Origin of the sequence: Dolosigranulum pigrum ATCC 51524 (assembly GCF_000245815.1) — a bacterium.
Lineage (GTDB): Bacteria > Bacillota > Bacilli > Lactobacillales > Carnobacteriaceae_A > Dolosigranulum > Dolosigranulum pigrum.
Genome location: NZ_JH601103.1, coordinates 208,640 through 234,046 on the forward strand (window position 1 = coordinate 208,640; position 25,407 = coordinate 234,046).

25 protein-coding genes are annotated in these 25,407 nt (G+C 41.8%); 4 read left to right on the forward strand and 21 right to left on the reverse strand.

The window, feature by feature from the left end; all coding sequences use genetic code 11:
* Positions 1-85: 85 nt before the first annotated feature.
* From HMPREF9703_RS00910 to HMPREF9703_RS00980, 15 genes are all read right to left on the reverse strand, one after another.
* Complete coding sequence (locus tag HMPREF9703_RS00910) at positions 86-1,204, reverse strand: DUF1002 domain-containing protein (RefSeq protein WP_004634766.1); 1,119 nt, start codon at positions 1,202-1,204, stop codon at positions 86-88.
* Between the two features lie 129 nt (positions 1,205-1,333).
* Positions 1,334-3,163 carry a DUF2207 domain-containing protein gene (locus HMPREF9703_RS00915; protein WP_004634767.1) on the reverse strand — a complete coding sequence of 610 codons (1,830 nt, stop codon included), beginning with the start codon at positions 3,161-3,163 and terminating at the stop codon, positions 1,334-1,336.
* A 1-nt stretch (position 3,164) separates the two neighbouring features.
* Complete coding sequence (locus HMPREF9703_RS00920) at positions 3,165-3,350, reverse strand: hypothetical protein (protein ID WP_004634768.1); 186 nt, start codon at positions 3,348-3,350, stop codon at positions 3,165-3,167.
* On the reverse strand, positions 3,350-4,021 hold the full coding sequence (locus HMPREF9703_RS00925; protein ID WP_004634769.1) for an NAD(P)H-dependent oxidoreductase: 672 nt from the start codon (positions 4,019-4,021) through the stop codon (positions 3,350-3,352). The genes HMPREF9703_RS00920 and HMPREF9703_RS00925 overlap by 1 nt, the downstream gene beginning before the upstream one ends.
* Positions 4,022-4,218: 197 nt before the next feature.
* Positions 4,219-5,100 (reverse strand): MetQ/NlpA family ABC transporter substrate-binding protein, encoded by an 882-nt coding sequence (locus tag HMPREF9703_RS00930; protein WP_004634770.1) that lies wholly within the window; start codon positions 5,098-5,100, stop codon positions 4,219-4,221.
* 89 nt (positions 5,101-5,189) lie between these two features.
* Complete coding sequence (locus tag HMPREF9703_RS00935) at positions 5,190-5,891, reverse strand: methionine ABC transporter permease (protein WP_004634771.1); 702 nt, start codon at positions 5,889-5,891, stop codon at positions 5,190-5,192.
* Positions 5,891-6,901, reverse strand: a complete 1,011-nt coding sequence (locus HMPREF9703_RS00940) for a methionine ABC transporter ATP-binding protein (RefSeq protein WP_004634772.1) — start codon at positions 6,899-6,901, stop codon at positions 5,891-5,893. The genes HMPREF9703_RS00935 and HMPREF9703_RS00940 overlap by 1 nt, the downstream gene beginning before the upstream one ends.
* A gap of 33 nt (positions 6,902-6,934) precedes the next feature.
* The gene (locus tag HMPREF9703_RS00945) at positions 6,935-7,753 is read right to left on the reverse strand and encodes a MetQ/NlpA family ABC transporter substrate-binding protein (protein WP_004634773.1); all 819 of its coding nucleotides are present in this window, start codon (positions 7,751-7,753) and stop codon (positions 6,935-6,937) included.
* A gap of 631 nt (positions 7,754-8,384) precedes the next feature.
* Positions 8,385-9,716, reverse strand: a complete 1,332-nt coding sequence (locus tag HMPREF9703_RS00950) for an NAD(P)H-dependent oxidoreductase (RefSeq protein WP_004634774.1) — start codon at positions 9,714-9,716, stop codon at positions 8,385-8,387.
* Positions 9,717-9,728: 12 nt separating this feature from the next.
* A complete protein-coding gene (locus tag HMPREF9703_RS00955; RefSeq protein WP_004634775.1) occupies positions 9,729-10,337 on the reverse strand; it encodes an NADPH-dependent FMN reductase in 609 nt (202 codons plus the stop codon).
* Between the two features lie 75 nt (positions 10,338-10,412).
* A complete protein-coding gene (locus tag HMPREF9703_RS00960) occupies positions 10,413-11,327 on the reverse strand; it encodes an FAD:protein FMN transferase (protein ID WP_306424276.1) in 915 nt (304 codons plus the stop codon).
* 331 nt (positions 11,328-11,658) lie between these two features.
* Positions 11,659-12,894 carry an ABC transporter permease gene (locus tag HMPREF9703_RS00965; RefSeq protein WP_004634777.1) on the reverse strand — a complete coding sequence of 412 codons (1,236 nt, stop codon included), beginning with the start codon at positions 12,892-12,894 and terminating at the stop codon, positions 11,659-11,661.
* Complete coding sequence (locus tag HMPREF9703_RS00970) at positions 12,891-13,739, reverse strand: ABC transporter ATP-binding protein (RefSeq protein WP_004634778.1); 849 nt, start codon at positions 13,737-13,739, stop codon at positions 12,891-12,893. Before HMPREF9703_RS00970 ends, HMPREF9703_RS00965 begins: the two co-directional genes overlap by 4 nt.
* Positions 13,740-13,742: 3 nt before the next feature.
* The gene (locus HMPREF9703_RS00975; protein WP_004634779.1) at positions 13,743-15,233 is read right to left on the reverse strand and encodes an efflux RND transporter periplasmic adaptor subunit; all 1,491 of its coding nucleotides are present in this window, start codon (positions 15,231-15,233) and stop codon (positions 13,743-13,745) included.
* Between the two features lie 255 nt (positions 15,234-15,488).
* Positions 15,489-15,722, reverse strand: coding sequence for a hypothetical protein (locus tag HMPREF9703_RS00980; protein ID WP_004634780.1), 234 nt, complete (start codon positions 15,720-15,722; stop codon positions 15,489-15,491).
* Between the two features lie 202 nt (positions 15,723-15,924).
* Here HMPREF9703_RS00980 and HMPREF9703_RS00985 point away from each other — a divergent pair, with 202 nt between their 5' ends.
* The gene (locus HMPREF9703_RS00985) at positions 15,925-16,245 is read left to right on the forward strand and encodes a hypothetical protein (protein WP_004634781.1); all 321 of its coding nucleotides are present in this window, start codon (positions 15,925-15,927) and stop codon (positions 16,243-16,245) included.
* 62 nt (positions 16,246-16,307) lie between these two features.
* Here HMPREF9703_RS00985 and HMPREF9703_RS08825 read toward each other — a convergent pair whose 3' ends face one another.
* The 6 genes from HMPREF9703_RS08825 to HMPREF9703_RS01010 form a co-directional block, all read right to left on the reverse strand.
* Positions 16,308-16,448, reverse strand: coding sequence for a lmo0937 family membrane protein (locus tag HMPREF9703_RS08825; RefSeq protein ID WP_004634783.1), 141 nt, complete (start codon positions 16,446-16,448; stop codon positions 16,308-16,310).
* Between the two features lie 232 nt (positions 16,449-16,680).
* Complete coding sequence (gene brnQ, locus HMPREF9703_RS00990) at positions 16,681-18,051, reverse strand: branched-chain amino acid transport system II carrier protein (RefSeq protein ID WP_004634785.1); 1,371 nt, start codon at positions 18,049-18,051, stop codon at positions 16,681-16,683.
* 249 nt (positions 18,052-18,300) lie between these two features.
* Positions 18,301-19,785 (reverse strand): hypothetical protein, encoded by a 1,485-nt coding sequence (locus HMPREF9703_RS08830; RefSeq protein WP_004634787.1) that lies wholly within the window; start codon positions 19,783-19,785, stop codon positions 18,301-18,303.
* Positions 19,786-20,088: 303 nt separating this feature from the next.
* Positions 20,089-21,963, reverse strand: coding sequence for an ABC transporter ATP-binding protein (locus HMPREF9703_RS01000; RefSeq protein WP_004634789.1), 1,875 nt, complete (start codon positions 21,961-21,963; stop codon positions 20,089-20,091).
* Positions 21,963-23,681 carry an ABC transporter ATP-binding protein gene (locus tag HMPREF9703_RS01005; RefSeq protein WP_004634791.1) on the reverse strand — a complete coding sequence of 573 codons (1,719 nt, stop codon included), beginning with the start codon at positions 23,679-23,681 and terminating at the stop codon, positions 21,963-21,965. The genes HMPREF9703_RS01000 and HMPREF9703_RS01005 overlap by 1 nt, the downstream gene beginning before the upstream one ends.
* A gap of 4 nt (positions 23,682-23,685) precedes the next feature.
* Positions 23,686-24,312, reverse strand: coding sequence for a TetR/AcrR family transcriptional regulator (locus HMPREF9703_RS01010; RefSeq protein ID WP_004634793.1), 627 nt, complete (start codon positions 24,310-24,312; stop codon positions 23,686-23,688).
* A 307-nt stretch (positions 24,313-24,619) separates the two neighbouring features.
* On the opposite strand from HMPREF9703_RS01010, the gene HMPREF9703_RS01015 reads away from it, so the two are divergent.
* Genes HMPREF9703_RS01015 through HMPREF9703_RS01025 form a run of 3 tightly spaced genes read left to right on the forward strand, consistent with a single transcriptional unit; the run spans position 24,620 to position 25,375 of the window.
* Positions 24,620-24,862, forward strand: coding sequence for a hypothetical protein (locus tag HMPREF9703_RS01015; RefSeq protein ID WP_155800769.1), 243 nt, complete (start codon positions 24,620-24,622; stop codon positions 24,860-24,862).
* Complete coding sequence (locus HMPREF9703_RS01020) at positions 24,855-25,121, forward strand: hypothetical protein (protein WP_004634797.1); 267 nt, start codon at positions 24,855-24,857, stop codon at positions 25,119-25,121. Before HMPREF9703_RS01015 ends, HMPREF9703_RS01020 begins: the two co-directional genes overlap by 8 nt.
* Positions 25,118-25,375: a hypothetical protein gene (locus HMPREF9703_RS01025; RefSeq protein ID WP_004634799.1), complete on the forward strand. Its 258-nt coding sequence runs from the start codon at positions 25,118-25,120 to the stop codon at positions 25,373-25,375. The genes HMPREF9703_RS01020 and HMPREF9703_RS01025 overlap by 4 nt, the downstream gene beginning before the upstream one ends.
* The last annotated feature ends 32 nt before the right edge of the window (positions 25,376-25,407 follow it).

Consider the following 25,407-nt stretch of genomic DNA (forward strand, 5'->3'; position numbering starts at 1 on the left):
TCACTGCCCAATTTCACGACAGCAAAGAATCTCTCATCTTACGCTTTCAGCAACTCTAATCGCCTTGGACTATCTATTGATCACCTTATTCAATCGTCTCATCTTGGCCATCAATCGGTTGGTCATCTGCTGTTGGTTGCTCAACACCCATGTCTGTCTGATCATCCGATTGTGGTGCTGCTGATTCAAAGGTTTTCTGGTCTAAGTCTTCAGTTGGATCAGTCAATGTTGGTTCTTGAATAGACGATTCCGTAACACCATTCGATTCACCGAACAAGCCCATGATACTTTCCCAGATACTTTGGAAAAACTGGACAATACGATCCCAGAGGCCACTATCTTTAGCATCTTGTACGAATGAATCGAAACGGCCTGAAATATCATTCGCAAAGTTATTCAATTGTTCCGTCACTTCTGTTGAGTCGATAGCACTCGTCTGCTGGTACCGTTCAAATAACGAAATTAAGCGATCAATCTGTTCAGTTGTAATCACATTTTGCAATTGATGTTGCATAAGCGCATCATTAATAATACGTTCAATATCTTCACGTGTCGCCAACTCACCGACTTGTTGCTTCAACTCTGCCAAGTCCTTCTTAATATCAACAATGGCTTGTTCCAGCTTCACACTATCTGTTTCATCTAAGCTGGAAGCAATCTGGTTGGTGGTTTCTAATTCCACTTGAGCGACTTCCATCCGATCAGATTCTAAGTTCTCCCCATTCATGGCATAAGCTTTATACACACCTGTTAAGGCACTGGTTCCCGTCACTTGCTTAATACTTCCCACATAGATACGTGCATTGGTAATCCCAGCTGTGATCGCTGCATTCGTATACTGGAGTTGCGTCACCTGTGTAATATTATTCGGTGTTTTATTGATAACTTCTACCCCGGAGATATTATTCTGTTTCACCACTAAGACAGATGAAATCAAGGCTGATGTATCTACCGGCGCTGTGCCTAAATACTTCCCGTAATCTTCTCCTGTAATCGGGGCTTCCACTACATCCTGACGCGAAATTTCAAAAATTCCGGCTGTCTGATTGATCTCATCGGCATTCAAGCCTCCACCGTAGACAAACGTTGGCTTCTTCCATTCTTTCGTCTCGATCATAGCCGATGCAGATTCCACTACACCGATACTTATAATTATGGCTACTACCATCAAGATCGTTGTTTTTATCATTTTCTTAATTGTCATTTTACTTCGCTCCTTCACCTCAAGATTATATCACGAGTATTTGCTTTTTTCATTCGAAAAGTCAGATTTTTCTATGAAAGCTTAGAAGACTCGCACAACTTTGCAACTAGATGTAGCAAGCGACTACCGTTAACGGGCCCCGCCACCTCCACCACCGCCAGCACCGGTTCCGCCTCCAATACCAGTTGTTCCACCAGCGCCTGTAGCTGGACTTGTCGCAGAACTGAACCCACCACTTGTAAGACCACTTGCACTCTCCACTCTCGCTCCAAATGCACCATAATAATAAGGATAATAGTAGCTATAGAACGGATAATGCGCATCTGTCTCCGATAACTCCTCTAGATAATCCATTATCGGTTGACTAGAGCCCACTAACACACTCCAAATCATCGCTTCAGCTTCCGTATCCGCTTGATGAAATGCACTCAGAACCTGACCATAATCTTGTTCTTGCAAGTATTGACGAAACTGAACAATATGATCAACTAACGCTTGCCCTTGTTCACTCGGCACCATTGTCTCGTGTTTCGTCATCCAATATCTCGTATGGCCAAAACGGAAGTATCCCTCTGCTTCTAAGTAATCTTCCGAATAGTCCATTAAGTAATCAGCCAAGTAATTCATCTGCTTAGCATGGTGTTTATGCCATTTTTTCAATGCTTCACCGGTCACCTGCCCAGTTGTATCAGCGGCATCCATCAAGATCGCCCAGAGTGCATCCTCATAGGTTCCCGTATAGGTTTCAGCTTTGACTTCACGCAAAACATCATCCGCAGAAAAATCTGTTCGTGCCACAATCTCTGCATAATCATGAATCTGGATGGTTGGATGATGCGTCGTTCCTCTCCAGAGTGAGGTCTCTTTCTGACCAGCCAACGTTATTAAGTTCTGAGTCGCCCACTTCATAAAGTAAGCTTGCATAATCTCTTCGAAGTGACCATAACCTAACTGATGAAGCACCTTGGCAATACCGGCATAATCATCAACAAGAGGCGGTTCACTGCGCTCTAATCCGTCATGCTGACGTTCCAATTCTGCTGTCGGTAAGATATGTCCAAGCTTACGCATATGTTGTCGGAATTTATAATCTAGGCGGAAAATTCCTCCTAACAAGGCACCAATCCCGCCAATAACTCCTGTAATAATGAGGGCAATCGTCTTGCCAGATAGCGAATCATCTCCGATATGTCCAGCTGTATCCGTACTGCTAGCGGTTCCCGTCGCTTCTTCGATATCATAAACAGATCCTTCCAGTGCCTGTTGACGTTGCTCAAGCAAGGTCTGATCCCGCATAGCTGTCAAATCAAAGAATGCTTCCGGAAACTGTAAGAGCAACGTGGCGCCTTCCGAAGCAGTCTCAGTCGAGGTCCATATAATCTCCTCTCCGTCCAACTGAATATCTCCTTTGAAGCCAAAGCCCCAGAAATTCACATTTTCAGTAGATAGTGGCTCGCCGTCAATTTTTTTGACACGAATTGTTAAGGATTCAGCGGGAATATCACTAAACGTATCAAAATTCCAATACAGCGCTTGGCCATCTTGCAATTGCTTCACTAAGTTGGATAAGTTGTACGTTAAATGATATGATTGCTGACCATGCGTGCCCATTCCCCACGCTAGCTCATACGTTCCATCGCCTTGATCAATAATCCCATATTTCCCCGCTTTTTCTTCCAAGGAAGCATCAATATCCCACTCATCAACGGGCTGATAACCTTCCACCGAAAAATCAATCAATGATTCTTGCGCTAAATTCGGCAAGGTGAAGTACAACTCTGTTCCCTCATCAACCGTCATCTCTCGCTGTTCAGATACAACGGCTGTTCCATCTGACTGCAAGCTAATATCAATCACTAAGCGGTGCAATTCATTAGCGCTAACATCATGATTAACTCCGATGAGTAGACCGAACAGCGCTACGAACATCATCATTCCTCTAATATACCATCGTTTCATCTTAATCCTCCCATTCTTCAGGTGACCACAGTGTTCCATCCAGTTCTCCTTGATTTTGCTGGCGTCGTAACACTAATTCCTCAATTAAGGTACTTGCTTCTAAGTAAAGGGCCTTTTGTGTATAATTCTGACTTGCTTCAGCTCGTTTAGCTAGCTCAGCTCGGGCCCAATCTGCTCTCTCCATCATCATCGTCCTCCATAATTCAAGTGCAGTCGCATTTCATCAATCTCCAATTGCAAATCTTCTATCACATCAATCACTTGATCCATCTCGAAACTATCCGCCTCAGCTTCCAACTGCTCGATAAACCAATTCACCCGTGCTGACAGTGACAAATCTGGCAAAGTCATATATTGCTGGTAACGAATTAATAAGGCTTGCTGCTCACGCTCAGTCATATACTGAAACTGATGAATCGCAAATGGGGCTAAAAATCGCATACCCACCTTATTCGCCACTGCTTGATAAGGAATTAATAGTTGACTAAGCGCGAATTGTTCAGCCCCACCTGCTTGATAAGCTTGCTCGGCAATGCCAACTGTCAAAACTAGGCCTAGCTCCTTGCCTACAAGGGCTTGACCACCAACACCGTACGCAAACCCTTCTGTCAACACCTCATCTTGCCATTTCTTCAACAGTGGCGGACTTGAATACCAATACAATGGAAACTGAAAAATAATCCGATCGTGCGCCACCAATAATGCTTGTTCTGCTTGACGGTTAATGTTTTCATCTGGATAAGTTGTCTCCAAATGATGATAGGTTATGTCCTCGCTCACTGGCAAGGATTCTTTCAGAAATTGTTGACTATTCGACCCCTGTACATCCGGGTGCGATACAATAACTAATGTCTTCATAAGAACCTCCATTCCCTTACTTCACCCTCATTATATCAAACATCCACCCTAACATGGAACTGATTCATTAATATCATACAACTTATTTCGCTACCCATGCCTTCCCATATTGTGCCATCTGCCACGTCTAAATTTTTACATAGAAAAAAACCAACTGCTATCCAAAAAGATAGCAGTCAGTTTTCCATCAGATTGTATTAGTCTGTTGCTGGAAGTACAGCACCTTCCCATTTTTCGAGAATGTAATCTTGTGTTTCTTTGTCTTGTAGTAATTCAACTAAGCGTTTCAAGGCTGGATTATCTTTATCTTCACTACGAACAGCAATCAAGTTCGCGTATGGCGAATCAGCATCTTGAATAGCAATGTTTTCTTCTAAGATATTGATCCCCGCATCCACTGCGAAGTTAGAGTTAATGAAGATCGCATCTGCTTCATCGTTTTCGTAAAATGTTGGCATCAAACCTGGGTCAAAGTCTGTTTCAAATTTGTAATCATGTGGGTTTTCCTTAATGTCTTCGAAAGAAGCTTCGGTAATATCAATAGCATCATCGATTTCAAGTAAGCCAGCTTTTTCAAAAATTTCTAAAATTCGGCCGTGGTCAGGACGGTTGTTGCTGACATAAATGGTTGCACCATCTGGTAATTCTTCTAAGCTCTTAAAGCGCTTAGAGAAGGCAGCAATCGGCTCTAAGTGAATGTGACCAATATCAGCAATATCGTAATCATTCTCTTTAATTTGCTCATTAAAGTATGGTACGTGTTGGAAGTAGTTCGCATCTACATCACCATTCACTAATGCAGGGTTCTGTAGCGCATAGTCATCATAGACCGTAATTTCTAACTCAATACCTTCTTCAGCTAATTTTGGCTGGACGTATTCTAATAATTCAGCGTGTGGTGTGTTAGAGGCACCGACATGAATATGTTGGTCATCCACTTGCTCTTCAGTTGTCTCGGCTGCTTGATCATCCGCACCCGTTGATCCCTCTTCACTCTTGTTCCCAGCACCACCACATGCTGCAAGTACTAATGCCGCTGAAAGTGTTAATCCTGATTTAATCCATTTGTTGTTTGTCATTGTAAATTCCTCCATATAATAATTAATAATTTTTAAAATTTGCTAATAAAATAATAGTTATTCATTTTGATAGTTACGATTTAACTCGCTTATCGCTTGTCTAACGTCTTAACGGCCCAATCTCCCAGTGCTTGTACAACGAAGACAATCGCCAGAATAATTAGTGTCGCTACTAAGGTCACTGAGTGCTTATTACGCTGAAACCCTTGTAAGTAAGCTAGACTTCCCAATCCACCTGCTCCGATAACACCCGCCATTGCGGTAAAACCAACGACTGCAATCGCGGTTGTTGTTAGTCCCGCTACAATACTAGGTGAACTCTCTGGGATTAAGACTTTATAAATGACTTCCCACTTGCTCGCACCCATTGCTTCGGCTGCTTCAATCACACCTTTATCCACATCGCGGAAACCCGCTTCAACAATTCGGGCGTAGAATGGCCCCGATGATATAATCAAAGCTGGCAAAGCTGCAGTTGGGCCTGTCATTCTTCCCACTAAAATTTGAGTCAATGGAATAAGTAACACAATTAAGATAATAAAGGGGATTGAACGGAATATATTAACAATACCCGATACGATTTTATGCAAGGCCTGGATGCCTGCATGCTCTGATACTCTCGTTTCGAATAAGAGCAAGCCCAAGACAAGACCAAGCAAGAAGATGGCAATGATCGAAGACGCTGACATATAAATCGTCTCATACGTCGCATTCCAAACTTTGCTCCAGTCAACTTCACTAAATTGGAAATAATCGGCAAACGTCCCGCCCGCTAACGATAATAATTTCATTATGATAACACCTCCGTATTGAGTACTTGCAACTCATCAATCGCTCGGTCAACATCACTCTCATCACCAAAAACCTGTACATAAAGCGTTCCAACCGGTGAATTCTGGGTAGTATAGATTGAACCACGAATGATATTAATATCTACATTGAACTCGCGCGATACCCGTGAGATAATAGGTGCTCTGGACTGGTTGCCCGGATAAGTCACCCGAAGAATACGCCCTTCAGGGAAATATTCACGGAAGTCACTTAACAATTGATCAATATCTTCATCCTCATCCTGTTGAATAAATTCACGTGTAATTTTTTCTTTTGGATTTTGGAAAATATCTGTGGTTTTCCCGGTCTCAACGACACGGCCACCTTGCATAACAGCAACCCGATCACAAATCTTCCGAATGACTTCCATCTCATGAGTAATGATGACAATGGTTAAGTCAAGGCGACGGTTAATATCTAAGAGCAGTTCCAAAACATCATCAGTCGTTTTCGGATCTAATGCACTGGTCGCCTCATCACAGAGCAAGACATCCGGATCATTCGCTAACGCCCGAGCAATTCCGACTCGCTGTTTCTGTCCACCTGATAATTCAGATGGATAAGCCCCTTCACGTCCATCTAGTCCAACTAAGCGCACTAACTCTTGTGCTCGCTCGAGTCGATCCTTCTTCGGCACCCCTGCAATTTCAAGCGGGAACATAATATTCTCAACAACGGTCCGACTCCATAAAATATTGAAGTGTTGGAAAATCATTCCGATCTTCTGCCGACTCTGGCGCAGTTGCTTGCCGCTTAGACGACTAAGCTCTTTGCCTGCTACCGTAATACTTCCCGAGGTCGGTTGTTCCAAGCCATTCAGCGTTCGTACTAAAGTACTCTTCCCAGCTCCAGAATAGCCAATAATTCCAAATATTTCCCCTTCGTCAATGTGTAGAGAGACATCATCAACGGCTACAATCTCTTGCGTGCCATCACTGAATACTTTTGACACATTTTTTAATTCAATCATTCACTCACTCCTCATTAGATCTGTTCAGCGTATTTATTCTTGCCCGACTGGAAGAACTGCTCCCTTCCAAGTTTCTAGAATATAATCAGCCACTTCTTGGGATTGTAATTCTTCCACCAAACGTTTAATATGCGGATCATTCTCACGTCCTGATTTAACCGCCAGAATATTGACATACGGTGTGGCTTTACTTTCTAGAGCAATACTTTCTTCCAACACATCGATACCAGTCTCTACCGCGAAGTTGGAATTAATAAAGACTACATCTGCCTCATCTTCTTGGTAAAGTGTAACCATCAGGCCCGAATCATAATCTGCATCAAAGTTGAAATTGTGTGGGTTTTCCGTAATAACATCAAAACTCGATTGGGTCAAATCCGCATCCGGGTCTACTTCGATCAATCCAGCTTCTTCGAACATTGCAATCACACGACCATGATCCGGACGATTATTGCTGACAAAAATATCCGCTCCATCGGGTAATTCTTCCAAGCTATCGTAACGCTGTGAATAAGCGCCAAGTGGTTCCAAATGAATGCTACCCGCATTGACCAAATCATAGCCATTCTCACGATTGGACTCTTCTAAGTAGGGAATATGCTGGAAGTAATTCGCATCCGACTCTTCCTCGAAGACTGCTCGATTCGGCAAAACATAATCTTCAAACACACTAATCTCTAGCTCAATACCTTCTTCAGCTAACTTGGGCTTCACGAATTCCAAAATATCAGCATGTGGAGAGTTGCTGGCTCCGATATGAAGCTTAGTAGCTTCCTCTTCAGCTGGCTGACAAGCCGCCAATACACTAGCTCCCAGTAATAATGTTGCACTTGCTTTTAACCATTTTTTCATCTTTCATACTCCTACTCTATATAATATAATTTGGCATAAAGAAAAGTCCTCACCTCTTATGATAATTCAAAATTATCATAAAGGGTGAAGACTTCACGGTACCACCTTTATCCACACATTCATCACTGAATGCGCCTCATTAAGTACTCTGCTTACTCTGATGAGCAATCACTTCATCAGTCGCATTCATACTCATATCTGATAACGGAGATTTCCGAGTGATACTCATCTGACAGCTCACACCACTATACTCATGGACCATTTTGGGCTAACTTCCCTTACCTACTCACACCGAACGCAGGCTCTCTGACAATTTCCGTTAACTTACTTATCCACTCACAGCAACTTATTCAATTTGCTCAACTAACTATGTATACTTTACCGCATATTCATCACCCTGTCAACACTTTTTTAGAAAAAAATATTAAAAGTTAGAAAAAACAAGATGTAATATGAGTTTAAAAAGAGAGACTATCTCGTCACAACTTAATTTCATCAGTCATCCCTTATTATTCTAACTCCAAATGTACCTTAACTCTATCATGAATTATACAGAGAAAACACTCCACTTCTAACTTCATGTTAGAAATGGAGTGTTTAAATATTTTATCCACTAAATTCAATAACTGACTTAGCCTTCTGATGCTCCAGATGAAGTATCTACGGCTGCTTGTGTGTCAATATCACTGGCTGCTGCATCCCACGTATTGCTGGTTGTGTCGCTTGCACCACTATCAGCATCTGTAGCAGGTTGTGCCCCTTCTGCTGTTGCTGGAACCTGACCGCCACCGGATTCGCTAGCGCCACTGTCGGCATCTGTTCCTGCATCACTCGCACCACTTGACGTGTCGCCAACACCAACTAATGACTGACCTGTTTTTTGGAGGTAGAAGTCAACAATTGGCTTGAAGTCTAAGATATATTCATTAATTCCTGCATAGTCACCATTCTCATAGTACATGGCTTGGTAGTTGTGAACAACATACTTATCTGGGCCATGGTGTGTAATCGGAATACGAAGAACGTCAGTCTGACCTGAACGTAATTGTTGGATAACATACTCTGCTCCCTTACGCGCACTCTCTGGGTGACACTCAGCAAGAGAGAATCCAACTTGATGCTCATAACGAGACGCTAACATGTCATCTCCCATACGTACTCGGTTGTAGTATAGGAACTGGTTGTTATCATCAGCATAGGTCAGTTCCATTGGCATTGAACGTAAGAATATGTTCAACTGATCAACCGTTAAAATCCCACGGTCTAACTTCACATAGTCTGAGCCTTCTGCCGCTCCAACTAATTCAGCAGCTTTCTCAACCCATTCTGGGTCAGACTTATCGACTCCTTCAATGGTTGATTCAATAGAATCTGTTGCCCACAAATCTTCAGATGGCAACGGACCCTTTTGTTCAAATGCTTTATTCACTTTTACAAATCTTACAAATTTATCCAAGCACAATTCCAAGTAATCAATGGTTCGTTGATCAATTAAGTGATCATCTTCATTGAAGGCTTCTTTAACTTTTCCTAACAAGAATTCTTGTCCTGGGAAGACATGTGCGCCAACACCTGGTGCTTCTAACACTTGACGTAAGTGCAGTTGTGAACGTGAAGTCCCTTGGTTATAGTATGAGGCGCCCATCACCATAACTGACTTACTCTCAAATGGGTGTAACTTGTAAGATAGCCATTCGAGCGTGCTTTTCAGTGCTGGTGGTAATGTATGATTATGCTCTGGTGTCGCAATAATGACCCCATCTGCATTTTCAATCCGTTCATTTAAATGTTGAATCACTGCACTGTCCGACTGATCATCGGATTGGTTAAACATCGGTACATCTTTAATTTCTAAAATCTCGAAGCGGAACTTCGCTTTGAAGCGACGTTTAATCGCTTGAAGTAATAATCGGTTATACGAACGGTCCGCATTTGATCCTACTAATCCTACTATTTTAAGCATAATATTCTCCTTCTACAATGATTCCCAATCGAAGTTCTCAGCATCTTTTTTGTTTGATGAATAAGCGTGTGACAGTTTCTCCATAATTTCGATAAAGACTAAGAAATCTGCGAATAATTCATCTAATTTTTCAACTTTTTCTTCATCGATTAATTGATTCTCTTCGTCGAATGCTTCAAGTGAGTGACCTAATAAGAACTCAGAACTTGGCATAATACGTGCTTTCAATTCTGGTGCATCTAAGATCTGACGCAAGTGCTGTTGTGCGCGAGATGAACCTAATGTCCCATAAGACGCTCCCGTAATCATAACCGGTTTATCTACAAATGGATAAATACCGTAAGATAACCAAGCCAATGCATTATTTAACGACGCCGTAATCGAGTGGTCATATTCTGGTGTACTAATAATCACACCGTCCGCTTTTTCGATTTTTTCTGCCACATTTTTCACAATCTTAGGTAAATCTTTTTCTTCAGGTTTGTTGAACATTGGGAAATCCTTAATTTCAACCAATTCAATCTTAGCTTTTTCTTTGAAGTGCTCCTTCATGAATTGCAGTAATTGACGGTTGGTTGACTGATCAGAATTCGTTCCCACTAATCCGATTAATTGTTTCATTTTTTTACCCTCTTTCATCCTCTATACTATTATACTATAAACTCATTATACCAAACATTATCTAAAGTTGCATCTTTATAAAAATGCATCAATCCGTGACTTAATTCCCGACGTATAGGCAATATTATGTTGCTGATCAATCACGATTGCTTCGATCCGATCTAGCGCCTCTACTTGTTGTAAGATAGTTGCTTTATCATGACCGAATAGACGTGTCGTCCAAATCTCACCTTCCAATGAAGTTGGCGAGATAATAGTAATACTAGCTAAATCAGTAGCGATTGGGCGCCCCGTATTCGTATCAAACACGTGATGGAATTCACGTCCATCTTCAGCAATAAGCCGCCGCTCATAAATGCCGGATGTGACAACAGAACAGGCTGGCAACTTCAGAATCATACAATTCTGTCCCCGAGGCTTATCGGGATGTTGAATACCGACCCGCCACAAATTATCAGGATGATGATGTGCCTTTCCTGATAAAAGTAAATTGCCCCCTAAATTAATAAAAGCTGTTCTCGGCGCGAAGGATTGAATATCAGCCATAATTTTATCAGCAATATAGCCTTTTGCCAGAGCACCTAGATCAAGCTCCATCTTCGGTTGTGCCAACTTCACCGTATGCGTTGTTGCGTCAAGCTCCACTTGATGCACATCGATTCGTTTCATCACTTGCTCAATAGCCTGATTACTAGGCACATTCGCATCATCAAAACCAATCCGCCATAGCTTTATTAATGGGCCAATCGCAATGTTCAAAAAACTATCCTCAGGTAAACTATGCTGCTTACCAATCTGAATGAGTTCGAACAATTCCGGATGCACTTGAACACTTTCCCGACCAGCTGCATGATTGACTTGGGCCAATTCTGACCCATCATCATTCGCACTAAAGCGGTGATTATATTGCTCAAGCAACTCCTTCATGCGTTCAATAATACGTCCGGCTTGCCATCCTTCTGCCATCAGATGAATCGTCGTTCCCATCATTCGCACAGAATCTGTTTCTTTGAACACCGCATCACCACCTTCATAATCATTCTACACTTTGAATTTTACCAATTATTCCAACTAAGGTCAATATTTTTCTATATACATTGATGATATTTCCACCAATATAAGGTTTACAACTGATCCCACACTCTATTTTTTAGCACGTATTTATCGTATTTAAAACCTAATTTTTCATTCGCTGGAACGTACGAAGCAACATCCTCATACACATTAAAAAATCCTTCCAAAGTACAAGCTGATGCCGATACACTAGAAGGATTTTCATGTAAGCTATTTAGCCGATCTGTCTTACAATCTTACGAAAAACTTATCGTAAGATTTCGATTAAGTTCTTATTGGCAGCTGATCGGGCCGGGAAGACACTAAAGACAATTCCAATTAGCGTGGAGACTCCGATCGTCCCGACAACCATGATTGGCGTCAAACCTATGCCGAATGGTAGGAATGTACTGACTCCATAAGCGATAGCAAGTCCCAGCACGAATCCGAATATCCCACCAATTACCGTAATTAAGATCCCTTCCAACAAGAATTGAAGTTGGATCGCTTGCTTCGTGGATCCAAGTGAGCGGCGAATCCCGATTTCACGAATACGCTCTGACACTGAGATATACATCATATTCATTACCCCAACTCCGGCAATGAACAGAGAAATTCCAGCTACACTGGATACAAAGTAAGTGGTTGTCTGCAACTGCTTACCGATCTCACGCATAATCTCACTATTGTCAATAAATGAGTAGGTTCCATATTTAGCCCCTGATCCGAATTCATCCAGAGCAGATTTAACTCGTTCAGAAACTTTTTTCGGATCCCGACCCGGTTCGATATAAACCGTAATCCCAAACCGTGGCATTTCTTCTTTAAAGAGTTGTTCATATGTTCGAGCCGGAATAATCGCATTACCCGGCGGTGTCTCCAATTCTTCGCCCGGCGTTGCGAATAAATTACTCCCAAACGAGCCATCCCCTTCACGGGCCATCACACCAATGATGGTAAAGGAATAGTTATTAATTTTTACTCCCTTATTTAAAGCATTCTCTTCCGTTCCATACATCTTACGCGCTAGTTCGTCATCTATAACGGCGTAAGGTAAGAATGTCTTTTGCTCATCTAGCGTCAACATCCGTCCAGCCACCATGGTTCGGTCATAATTTTTGGCGGCAACATCAACAGCTAGCGATTCAGAATGTTCGCGTGCTTTAATCTCATAATACGGCTGATTATCTGCTTCATATTGACTTTCGGCCGCCTCACTTACTCCATCGATTTCATTTAATTTTTCCATCGTTTTATCAGAGAATGGCGAGAAGTTCGGCACATCCACTTCTGAGGTCATTTCATAAAAGAAGTCAACGTTCTGGCGACCTTGCTCATCTTTAGTCAACGTTTCCACACTGTGACGGCTGTAGCCATTTCCCAAACTCATAATTGTAATAACCGACGCGATCCCGATAATAATTCCTAGCATCGTCAGAAACGTTCGCCGGGCATTCTTTTTCAGTGAGTACAGCGATGATCTTAAAATAACACTAAATTTCACGATTTATCGCCTCCTGACTTCTTCCCTCGTTTAAAGAAGCGGCGTGCAACCCGTGAACGTTGTTGGGCAGCTTCAGCCTTATCTTCCGGAACAGTCTGCACTGATTGTTCTTCAGATTCAAAGTAAACCGGCTGATACTTTTCTTTCCCACGAAGGTAGGTTTCATCATCAATCAACGTATTGGTCACAACCTGGCCATCCACGACCCGAATACGACGGTTCGTATAATCTTCCAATGTCGGATCATGGGTAACCATTACAATCGTCACCCCATCTTCGCGATTTAACCGCTCGAGTGTTGTCATAATCATACGACTAGTCTTTGTATCCAAGGCTCCTGTTGGCTCATCGGCAATGATAAAACGAGGCTCATTCACCAAGGCACGAGCAATAGCAACACGCTGTTTTTGTCCCCCAGATAATTCTTTCGGCGTACTCTTCAATTTATTTCCTAAGCCTACACGTTCTAAAGATTTTTTCACTTTTTCATGTGTCTCAGCAACAGAATACCCATTATAGAGCAGTGGCAATTGGACATTATCCTCGATACTAATCGAATCAATTAAGTTGAAAGACTGGTAGACAAACCCAACCATCTCATTGCGTAATTTTGAAATTTGATTATCATTACGGCTAACTGTTGACTCTCCATCAAAGATATATTCCCCTTCATAATCAGCATCTAAGAAGCCTAACACATTCACTAGAGTGGACTTCCCAGACCCGGACGGCCCCATAATTGAAACAAATTCACCTTGTTCGATATTTAAAGAGACTTCATTCAGCACTTGATGACGGTTCGGTCCTTGCTGATAAAATTTACTTACACGTTTTAATTCAATCATGGCTTACTCCCCTTCACTTTGAGGTTTAAGATCCATATCTTTTACATCAGCATCATCAGCAGGTGAGTGAACTTCCTCATCTGCATCATTCTCTGTGTTGTCTTTGCCATCTTTTTTATCAGTACCTGCCTCTGTTGTTTCGGCCTCTGTATCTGCACCTTCTGCATCTTCAGCCGCTGGATCAGCCATGAAGTCTTCATCTGTTTCCATTCGGTTCTCACCGGCAACTTTTACTTGGTCTCCGTCTTTTAAGCCGGTTGGGTCTTGGATAACTTCATCGCCTTCTGATAGACCTTTCGTAATGACTTCTTGGATACCAATTTTTTCCATCTTCACTTTTGTCTTCTTCGCCACGCCATCCACGTATTTGAAGACGTATTTTTCACCATTCATCTCAAGAATAGATTCAGGTGGTAAGACGAATCCTTTTCGCGGAATAGAAATTTGGGTACTGAATCCAATTTGGACATCTTCTTCTGGTTCAACTATGAAGCCAAATTTGGCAGCTTGTGATTCTGATTGACTTGGTGACGCATCATCGCTACTTCCGCTATCTTCACCGGCACCACTTCCGCCGCCAGCACCGCCTCCACCGCCGTGTTGTGACGAATTACTCTGTGGTAAGCGGTCATAAGACGTAATTTTCCCTTTAATTGTGCGGTCTTCTGCATTGATGTACATATCAACTTCTAAGTCATTTTCTAATAGGTGGTAATTATATTCATCTACTGTTCCATTCACAACTAGACCTTGACCAATTATACGCACGAACGGTACTGAACCACCATCACGACCACGTTCATCAACATAAACTTGTCCCGCATAATCTGCTTTAATGGTTGGGTTTTTCTTCTCTTGAGCACGTAGTAATTTAATCTCGACTTCTTTAATCTGCGCATTCACTTGACGAATAGAGGATTTAATTGAATCCGCATCATTACCGCCTGAATCAGGAGTTTGGGCTCCCGCACCACCAGCTTGACCACCAGAGTTTGTTGTATTCGTGCGTGCCCCGTAATCCACACCAATTGGATCGGTAACGACATAGCGTCCTTGTGCATAAGACCAGACAATACGGTCTCCCATCATGTTATATGTCCCACCTGTCAAGCGTGACAAGTCGGCAATTAAGGCTTCTCGCTGATTGTACAGATTGGTCTGCTCGCGGCTCAAATCTTCCAGCTCGTGATCGTCTTCCTTGGCTGCATATGTAAATAAAGCATCGCCTTTTTGGACTTGTTGACCATCTGAGACATGGACTTGCGAAATCGTTCCAATATCTGAACTGTAATAATATCCCTTGTCGATTCTAGACGCAACGACTCCATCAACTGTTGCTGGTTCTTCAGGACGTACAATAACTGTATTATACGTTAATTCATCGGACTCCTCAGTCTGCTCATTTCCTCCGAATGCCTGGCATCCAGCCAATGTCAGCGTACTGACCACCGCCATACTCCCTACTATTCTCTTCACACTCAACCATTTTTTCATCGCTATTCCCCTTCTATCTATACTGATCATTCTAATACTCCCGCACTCTTTTGTGAGTGACATCACACCAATTGTACGGTAAAACCACCTTATTGTCCACCGAATTTCTTTGATATTTTTATGAATTTAGTTATACTCATACACTATTGACTCATTATTTGATAATTATCCCCAAAAATGAGCCCCTATTACTTTGTCCCAATTAAAAAAGGCCACCCGACATATCGGATGACCCTTTTTAAGGAGAGCTGACAATTATTGTTTGTCGTCTTTATCCATATCTTTATCCATGTCCATATCTTTGTCCATGTCACCGTCTTTAACTTCAGCGTCGTCTAATGAAGTACCCTCTTCAGCGCCTTCTTCAGTAATTGTTGCGTTCTCAGGTGAAACAGTTTCCGTTCCGTTTTCTTTTGTTACCTTGCTACCACACGCTGCTAAAGTACCTGCTGCCAATAAGATGGTTAAAAATTTTGATGCTTTTTTCATTTGTAATTCTCCTATCTCTATTTTTGATACTCATATCTTAACAAGTAATACTCTGCGAAGCAATGAACAAATTGCTCTTATTGCATTACTTTTTTTCGGTAAAATGATGAATATTCTGAGATGATGCAGCAGTTTATTATTTAGTTTATTTGTTTATAAGTTTTGGTGTATAATGAAGCCAACAACGGGAAAGAGGGATATGATGAAGGTACGCGATTGGAGAAGTTTAGGGATTAATTTACTTATCGTAGCACTTATTATTTATGGAGTCCATCTATTAAATATTGTTCACGGCATTGATTTTGTTTATCTAGTCTATATTGTCCCTGGTGTTATCGGGATTACCGGACTCGTACATGGGATTCTCACGCCAAAATATGACAGCCTATTTGGAATAGGTGTCTCACTCATCATGCTACTAGCCTGGCTGGTTTACTTTCCACGCCAATCGTGGCCCATTATTATCGGCTATATGTTTTGGGGATTTATCAGTCATTGGATCGGTTGGCACTTCTCAAAATAACTTCATAACAAAAAAGAGCGATGCAGTCTAATAGGACTGTAGCGCTCTCTTTATTTGATTGATTAGCGGCGCCCGCGAACAAGATCCACTACGAATGAAATAATAGCCAACACTAGGACAAAGTGAATAAATCCCGCAGCAATATTCAACACCAGTCCACCAATCCAAATAACTAATAAAATAAGTGCTAATGTTTTTAACATACTAACCCCTCCTATCTCTATACAATCATTATAACACGAAAAAACGAATATTAGATAATCAAATTATATTCTGATCAACATAGTAAAAACACCTTTAAACCCCATCTTCACTATCCGACTACATTTTTCATTGATTCCATTCTATGTTGCACAGGTATCATACGATTATAGTCCATGTTAGCATCCCAAGATGAAGTATTCACCCATTCAATAGTGAGATAATTCACGCCATCTACGCGCGATAAACGGTGTGCACTTCATTATGATCTGCCAACTGCTTACCAACTGCAGCATATTTTCCGATCAGACCAAAGACAATCCCTAAAATAATAGCCGGCATCACCCAGGCTAAGCCAATACTCGCTAACGGAATCCAGTGATCTAACCACTGACTAAAGCCTGTCCAGCCCAACAATCGACTGGCCACTTCGATTATACTCATCAATAGTACCCCTGTCACTGCCCCGATATAAGTCATATCATATATAATGAACTGATCGACCGCTGACAATAGAACCAATGTAATCATAACCGGATAAATGACTTCCAAGATCGGCCCTGCATAAATAATAATCTCATCTACCGTAAATAAAGAAATTAAGAAGCTGACAACTAGCGACCATAGCACAATTGCTTTATAACTCAACCGACCGTTCGAAATGGAATGGAAAAAATCCCCACACGTCGCTGTTAAACCGACTGAAGTAGTCAAACAAGCCAATGTCACGATCAAGGCAATCAAGACCGCTCCCATTCCCCCAAAAACTTGCAAAAATGAACCCAATAAAATTTCTACACGAGTCACACTAGCCGGGAAGTGACTTCCCATCGTAGCCCCAATATAAGTCAATCCACTGTAGACAAAGATCAACAAAGCTAATGCAATATAGCCGGCTTTTTTAACCATATGATAGCTCTGCTCGGGATGACCATAACCCCGTCGAACAAAATCTGTCACAACAATTCCAGCCATCAGCGGCGCCGCTAGTGCATCCATCGTCTGATAACCTTCCATAAACCCACGAATAAATTGATTCCCCTCAACAATTGGTGCACTCAACTCACCTGGAGGATTGAACACCACGCGTATAATAAAGATAGCTAAGGTGATTAACAACATCGGCGTCAAAAAGTTCCCAATAAAATCTATCACACGTCCTTCATTGAATACAAAATACATCGTTAAGCTGAAAAAGATGATCGACGTCCATACCGGAGAAATACCGGGAAAATTCGGTGCAATAGCAATCTCATGTACAGTAGCAGCCGTCCTCGGAACAGCGACAAGTGACGTAATTAACAAAATAGTCAACACCCCAAGTCCCTTGGCAAAATTCACTCCTACCCGGCGACCAATATCATCAATCCGCCCACCTAATTTTGTCGTCACCACAACGGTTAAAATAGCAAGGAACGGATCGGTTAATAAGAAACCTCCCGTTGCACTGAGCCAATCACGTCCCGCTGAAAACCCTAAATACGGCGGAAAAATTAAATTCCCTGCCCCAAAAAATATAGCAAACAGAGCAAACCCCACTGTCATACTATCACGATATTGTCGCTTCATCATAACCCCTTTCCGGATAATTACTCCAGCAACCATCCTACTTCCTCATTAACTCAACAACTATGTACAAAAAACTAAATCATGTAAATCCGCATACTCCGTATCTATTACAAGACCAGCTGACACAACAGCATTTTATTATTTTATATTTTTTTCATTATAAATTCAACTGGTTTTTTCAGAAATAAAAATAGCCCCGGCTGAAGGGCTATTTCAAGCTATGTAGAGAAGAAGGACATGGGGTTCCTTCTTCATAGATTAAAACTTCAATTAGAGACTAATGAATTAGTCTTTTTTGAATTTTTTGACACCGAGACCTGCTAGAATAGTTGATAAACCAACAGCGCCTAATGCCCAAGCACCTGTTGCCGTGTCTGGTAGACATTCACCACGTGCTTCTTGTTTTTGAGTATCTTGTTGTTTGTCTTGCGCTTGTTTTTGTCCATCATTTTGTTGTTGTTTGTCTTGGGCTTGTTTTTGACGTTCAACTTCTTCGTAGTGACGTTTTTGGTAGTGATAAAAAGCTGTTTCAGCTCCACTAACATTTTCTAGTTTTAAGTCATTGATCACTTCAATTAACTGTTTCTTGGCACTCTCTGTTAAGTCTGATGCTTCTACTCGAGCTAATAAATCTTTACGTTTTGCTACTAACTCTGAATCTTGTTTATCTGATTGAACAGATCCTTGTTTGTCAGCCCCTTTAGGTAAGCCGAATTTTTCGATGTAAGCTTGTTTCTTCGCTTCACTCCAGTTAATTGGGAAACCATTTTTATCGAATGATGATGCGTGACCACCTAAAGGTAATTCCTCTAATGGACGTAAATCATCAAATGATTCTTCTTTTTTCTCTTCAAACTTTTTATCGTCTTCTTTTGGTTCTTCTTTCGCAGGAGCTTCTTGTTTTTGTTCTTCTTTCTTATCTGTTGCTGGCTTTTCTTTCGCAGGTGTTTCTGCTTGTTGCTCTTCTTGCTTGTCTGCGGCTGGCTTTTCTTCATCTACTTTATCAGCAGGCTGTTCAGGTTCTGGTGTTTTCTCCGGTTCTTTCTCTTCTTCAGGGGCCGGTTCTGGCGTTACTTCTGGTTCTTGAGGTTCTTCCGGAGTCGGTGTTTCAACTTCTGGTTCTTCCGAAGCTTCTTCGGTTTCTTTTAAATCTTTATGAGCTTTACCATCTTTAACTGTAAATGTAAAAGTATCTGCAAATTTTTGGTTATTATCTTGTTCATCTGCTTGACCTTCGATAGTAATAGTATAGATCCCATCTGGATATTCTCTAATTCTTTGGACAACAATTTGATGCTGTAAGTTATCAATTGATTTGAATTCACCATCATCCATACGCTGTCCATTTGAGTTAGTAATTAGGTAAGTTCCCGTTAACTCTTTAACTCGCCAATCAAGATTTATATAAACACGTATATAGCTACTTAGAACATTCCCACCAGCATTACTGCTCAAGTTCAATCCTAATACTTCTTCCGGTTGTGTAATTGTTTTATCTTGTTCTACTTCTGCCACTTCTTCTGCTGCACGTGTGCTAACTTCCTCAGTCGCTTCAGTCACTGTTTCTTCTTCAGGTGCTGTTTCTACTGCTTCAGATTCGATGCCTTCAAGGAATCCATCAACATCAAAGTCTTCAACAACCTCTTCTCCCTCTTCTGCATTCACATCAGCTTCTTCTGCTGCAGCACTGTCAACAGCTAATGCCGCTGATAACGCAAGAGCTGCGGCAGATAATCCTAACTTCTTAAGTAATTGACTGTATTTGTTCATTTAATTTCCCCCTAAATCTTTTTATTGTGATTGTAATGCCGCCCCATGTCCAATAAATCTCACAATCTACTCATGCACTCACAAATTGCATACTTTCGGTCATTACCATCAGATTGCTACCGACACCTTACCAGAAAAAAAAAAAAAAAAAACAAGTCTTTTTCACAAAAAATTCAATATCACCTTGATAATCTATTCATTAATAGCTTATTATTGAATTTCCTTTAAAAATACCTTTCAATAAAATCAATATTGTTTAACAATTCAAAAAAGCCCTAGCTTTTGCTAGGACTCTTGTGTATTTTAACTATTCCAACCGAGGTTATCGGCGGCTTCATCGATGTTGGAGAATTGGGCGTTGTACAAGCCGGCGTAGAAGCCGTCTTGAGCTAATAATTCATCGTGGGTGCCCGTTTCGATAACATCCCCTTGATTCATCACAATAATCTTATCGGCATCTTGAATCGTACTCAAACGGTGTGCAATGACGAAACTGGTTCGTTCAGCTAAGATGTTATTCATCGCTTCTTGGATCAAGGTTTCGGTTCGTGTATCGACACTGGAGGTCGCTTCATCCAGAATTAATATCTCAGGATCAGCTAGAAATGCTCGGGCAATCGTAATGAGCTGGCGCTGTCCTTGCGATAAGTTACTGCCTTCCTCATTAATAATCGTCTCATACCCATGAGGAAGTCGGCGCACGAAACTATCAACGCGGGCGGCTTTCGACGCTTCCAGAATCGCTTCATCATCGTCAGCCTTATCATCATTCCCGTAAGCGATGTTCTCCCAGATCGTGCCGTTAAATAGCCACGTATCCTGCAGTACCATCGAGAAGCGCTCGCGTAATTGCTCACGCGGAATATTACGAATATCGGTGCCTTCTAAGTAAATTCCGCCACCACTTACATCGTAGAAGCGTTCCAGCAAGTTAATCAACGTCGATTTCCCAGCACCGGTTGGACCGACAATCGCAACCATCTCACCGGGATGAACTTGCAAGTTGAAGTCTGTCATCAACAATGAATCTTCCGGTTCATCACCATAGCCGAACTGAACGCCGTCGAACTCAACTTTGTACGGCGAATTCGGCTTATTCTGAACATGGACCACTTCATCATCCATCGCATCTTCATCGATAATCTCAAAGATTCGCTCGGCTGAGGCAATCGTGACTTGAACGGTATTCGAGAGTTGCGCAAAAAATCGAACGGGTTGGGCGAATTGGTTCACGTAATCCATGAACGCTTGCACGTGCCCGATCGAAATCGTCCCATTAATCACTCCCCATCCACCGATAATGCCAATACCGAAGTACCCAATATCGCGGGCAAAACTCACTAGTGGCATCATTGTTCCGGCTAAGAACTGCGCTTTCCATGAAGCTTCATTCAGCTTAGCACTGCGCTCAAGGAACTTATCGATTTCATCTTCTTCCTTGTTATACGTCTTAATAATTGTATGTCCCGAGTAGGCTTCTTCCACTTGATCGGTCAATTTCCCCAATTCACGCTGCTGATTCGAAAATTGCCGTTGGGATTTAGGCGCAATGTAGTAGATTAACAGTGCACTGATCGGAGTCGTCACAACTACAACCGTCGCTAAAATCCAGTTCACCATATACATAATGACTAGGACCCCAACAAACATAATTACCCCATTCATCAACTGAATTAAGGATTGTTGCAAGGTGTTGGCAATTTGATCCACATCATTGACAGCTCGTGACATAATATCACCGTTCCCGTGTGTATCAAAGTATTCAATCGGTAGTTCACTGATTTTTTGCTTAAGATCCTTACGTAAGTGATAGACCGTTCGTTGTGAACTTCGCGCTAGAATGAAACTCTGGAAGAAGCGTAATATGGCTTGAATAACGTAGAGAATAATCAAGGTTAGAATGATCTCTTTAATCAAGTCAAAGTTAATCGGAATGCCATCCAATACTTCGCCGGCTGCTCGTAATTCACGGGCTTCTTGGATCGCACGGTAGACTTCATCCGTCGCGCGTCCTAAGTAACTCGGGGCGAGTGCTCCTAAAATAATGGCCCCAGCTGACATGAGAACCGCAAAGGACAGCCCCCATGCACGTTTGAACATATATTGCAACAAGCGCAGAACCGTTCCCCAGAAGTTATGGGCTTTTCGGCGGCGCTTATGTTGGGCAGATGCTGGCATTATAATTCCTCTCCTTTCATCTGTGAATTCATAATCTCTTGGTACACATCATTGGTCGCTTTTAATTCTTCGTGTGTGCCACGGCCGACCATACGTCCATCGTCCAAGACAACGATCGTATCGGCATCCGCCACCGTACTGATGCGCTGGGCAATAATAATAACGACCTTATCTTCAGTCACGGACTTCAAGGCGGCTCGCAAGTTGGCATCTGTCTTGAAGTCCAAGGCAGAGAAGGAATCATCGAAGACCAAAATATCCGCATCTGTCACTAAGGCACGGGCAATGCTCAATCGTTGGCGCTGTCCACCAGAGAAGTTCCCGCCACCATGTTCGACTTTACTATCCAAGCCAGCGTTTAATTCACGGACAAAGTTAGCTCCCTGGGCAATCTCCAAGGCTTCCCATATATCGGCATCCGTTGCATCAGGCTTCCCATATGTTAAGTTATCGCGAATGGTACCGGAGAATAAGACTGCATCTTGGGGCGCAAAGCCAATTTTATGGCGCAAATCACGCTGACGAACTTCTCGAATATCAATACCGTTCACAGCCACCGATCCGTCTGTCACATCATACATTCTGACCAACAAGTTGGCTAACGTACTTTTCCCAGCTCCTGTTCCACCGATAACTGCCAGTGTTTCCCCAGTATCAATCTGAAAGTCAATCTGATCGAGCGCTAACTTCTCCGCTCCCGGATAACGGAAGTCAACTTGATCATAAGTCACTTGAACTGGCCCATCAGGAATTGTGACCGGCTCCTTCGCATCTTCAATGGTAGATTCCGTGTTAATAACTTCCATGACTCGCTCAGCAGCAATACTCCCGCGCGGTAAGAAGGCCAAGACACTTGCAATCAGCATAATACCGACAATAATAAGGGACGCATAGGTTAAGAATGCCACCATATTCCCCACTTGCATGACTTCTTGACCTACTAATTGCGCTCCGAACCATATAATTAAAATACTCGTCGCACTCCCCACTAAGAGCAATGTTGGCATAAAAAAGGCCGCCACCGTTTGTCCCTTAATCGACGTCTCCATAAAGTCTTCATTTGCCTCATCGAAGCGGTCAATCTCGTATTGATCCTTCTTAAAGGCTCGTACAACCCGAACCCCGGTCAATCCTTCACGGAAAATACGGTTCAATACATCTGTCTTCTTCTGCAGAGACCGGAAAATTGGATGAGCTTTTTTCAGAATAAAGCCAATCGCCAGAATAAGAACCGGAATTGTAATAATAAAGACTGCCGCTAAGCGCGGTTCACGAATGAGCGCCATAATGGAAGCACCGATAATTAACATCGGATCTAGCCCCAGCATATAGATCATATGATACATCACAAATTGAATCTGCATCGTATCATTGCTAGACCGGGTAATTAGCGAAGACGTCCCGAAGCCATCCAAATCTTCATTGGTAAAGTTCACAATCTTCTTAAAGATTTTGTTACGCAAGGTTTGGCCTAAGCGCTGACTCTCTGTCGCGGTAAAGTAGACCCCAACAATCGCTCCCGCAATCGCCAATAGCGTCACTCCAATCATAATGAGTCCTTGATTGACAATATATTGCATATCTCCTTCAACAACACCATAATCAATAATATTAGCCGTCAACGTCGGAATCGCTAGCATTCCAACTACGCGGAAAGCTGCAAAAAATATCGCCAACGCCACACGTTTTAAATTCATTTCTTTAAATAATTGAAACATCTACTCACTCCCTCTCCATATCCTGTGGTGAATGATTCTTCAACCCATCAAACAGCCAATCCAACTGCCGCTTAAACTGCGCATTCGTCTGCTCGATCGACCATTCTTGCCAGAATCCCTCCATAATCGTCTGGTTCAACAACTTATGTAAAAATTCAAACACATCTTCCACCTCAGTCTGATCCACCACTAAATCAGCCACACTCACCACATCCACTAATTTTTCTTGTTTATCATTTTCGAACAAAATATCAATACTCTGCTTGTTCAACTGATAATTCATATTCAAGTACAACTGCTCGAAGAAGCCAAACTTCGGACTCTCTAAAATCGCCCGAATATAATACTCGCTGAACGCCAAGTATCCCGCATAGAAGTCACCCGCATGCTCGCGAAACTTCGCTACCATCAATTCATGATAATTCCGCTTAAACTTCCGAATCAAATAACAATACAAATCCATCTTATGTTCAAAATATTGATAAAAACTTCCGCGCGAAATATCGGCATGCTGGATAATCTTCGCAATGGACACCTCACTAAACGGCAGCTGCGAGAATTCCTTCATCGCTCCTTGTATAATACGTTCTTGTTTATCTTTTGGTAAATTAAAAAAAGTTTGTGTCGGCACCTATTCTTCCTCCTTCACGTCATCATATCTATCCTTTTATTGTTAATCCGTTCACTATGACAACCTGTCACAATTTAATCGCATTATCCATTATAAATGACACCCTGTCACTTTTCAACCCATAAAATTATAAAAACGCTTCTTTATTTTAAGGGTGGATCTCAAAAAAGATGGCTTTTCGTTTTAAAATAGGTTACTATTTAGCAGGAGTTACTGTAAAAGCTGGTCACTGGGCTCATAAAACAATTAATGGAAATAAAAAAAGATGGTAAACGAGTTGCGTCTTTAGATGGTGGAGGAAAAATTATTGCAAAATAATAAACAAGTTATTGAATTGAAACAGTATCGGATATCGCACAACCACCCTGCAGAATATTGTGTTGTTGATAGTTTACAAGATAGAATAATGTTTATGGAAATTGGTCAAGCTGATATTCGTTTGGTTATCTGCTTAGAAGAACAAAAATTGACTTTCTATCAAAAATATGGAGTTGTCGTTTCGTATCTTGGAAACAATACTTTTGAAGTTGAGGTTGAAGAATATGACTAACATTGGCAGTTGCAAGATTACATTAGGAAAGTATACCATTGAATATACGGATTATTTAACCTGCTTCCTCGATCTAGATAAGCAAATGGCTATCTTTACCCCACAGAATTATGATGATTTGAACCTAATTATGCAATTGACTGAAGATACATTAATGATTCAGCCAGAGAGCAATATTAAGATACACTACACGGGTCCGTACAGTTATTTTCTCGACGTTAATTACGATCCGCGACGTGATAAGGCGGTGTGGGAATGAGTAAGATACAAGTAGGTAAATATACGCTGTCAAGTAGTGATCAAGTTGTCGCTTTCTATGATGAAAAGCAGTCGCGCATCACTTATCTGACTGAGATATACGATGAAGTCTATCTCGTCATTGAATGTGCGCAAGATGAATTAATATTTTATCCAAGATACAATGTGCAGATTGAACAATTGGATGAGCATCATTTTTATATTGACGTAGCGAGTAATCCAGACGTCCCACCATCATTGAATTGGTTGAAGTGAGCGCTAAAAATATAACAAAAAACAGTAACCCC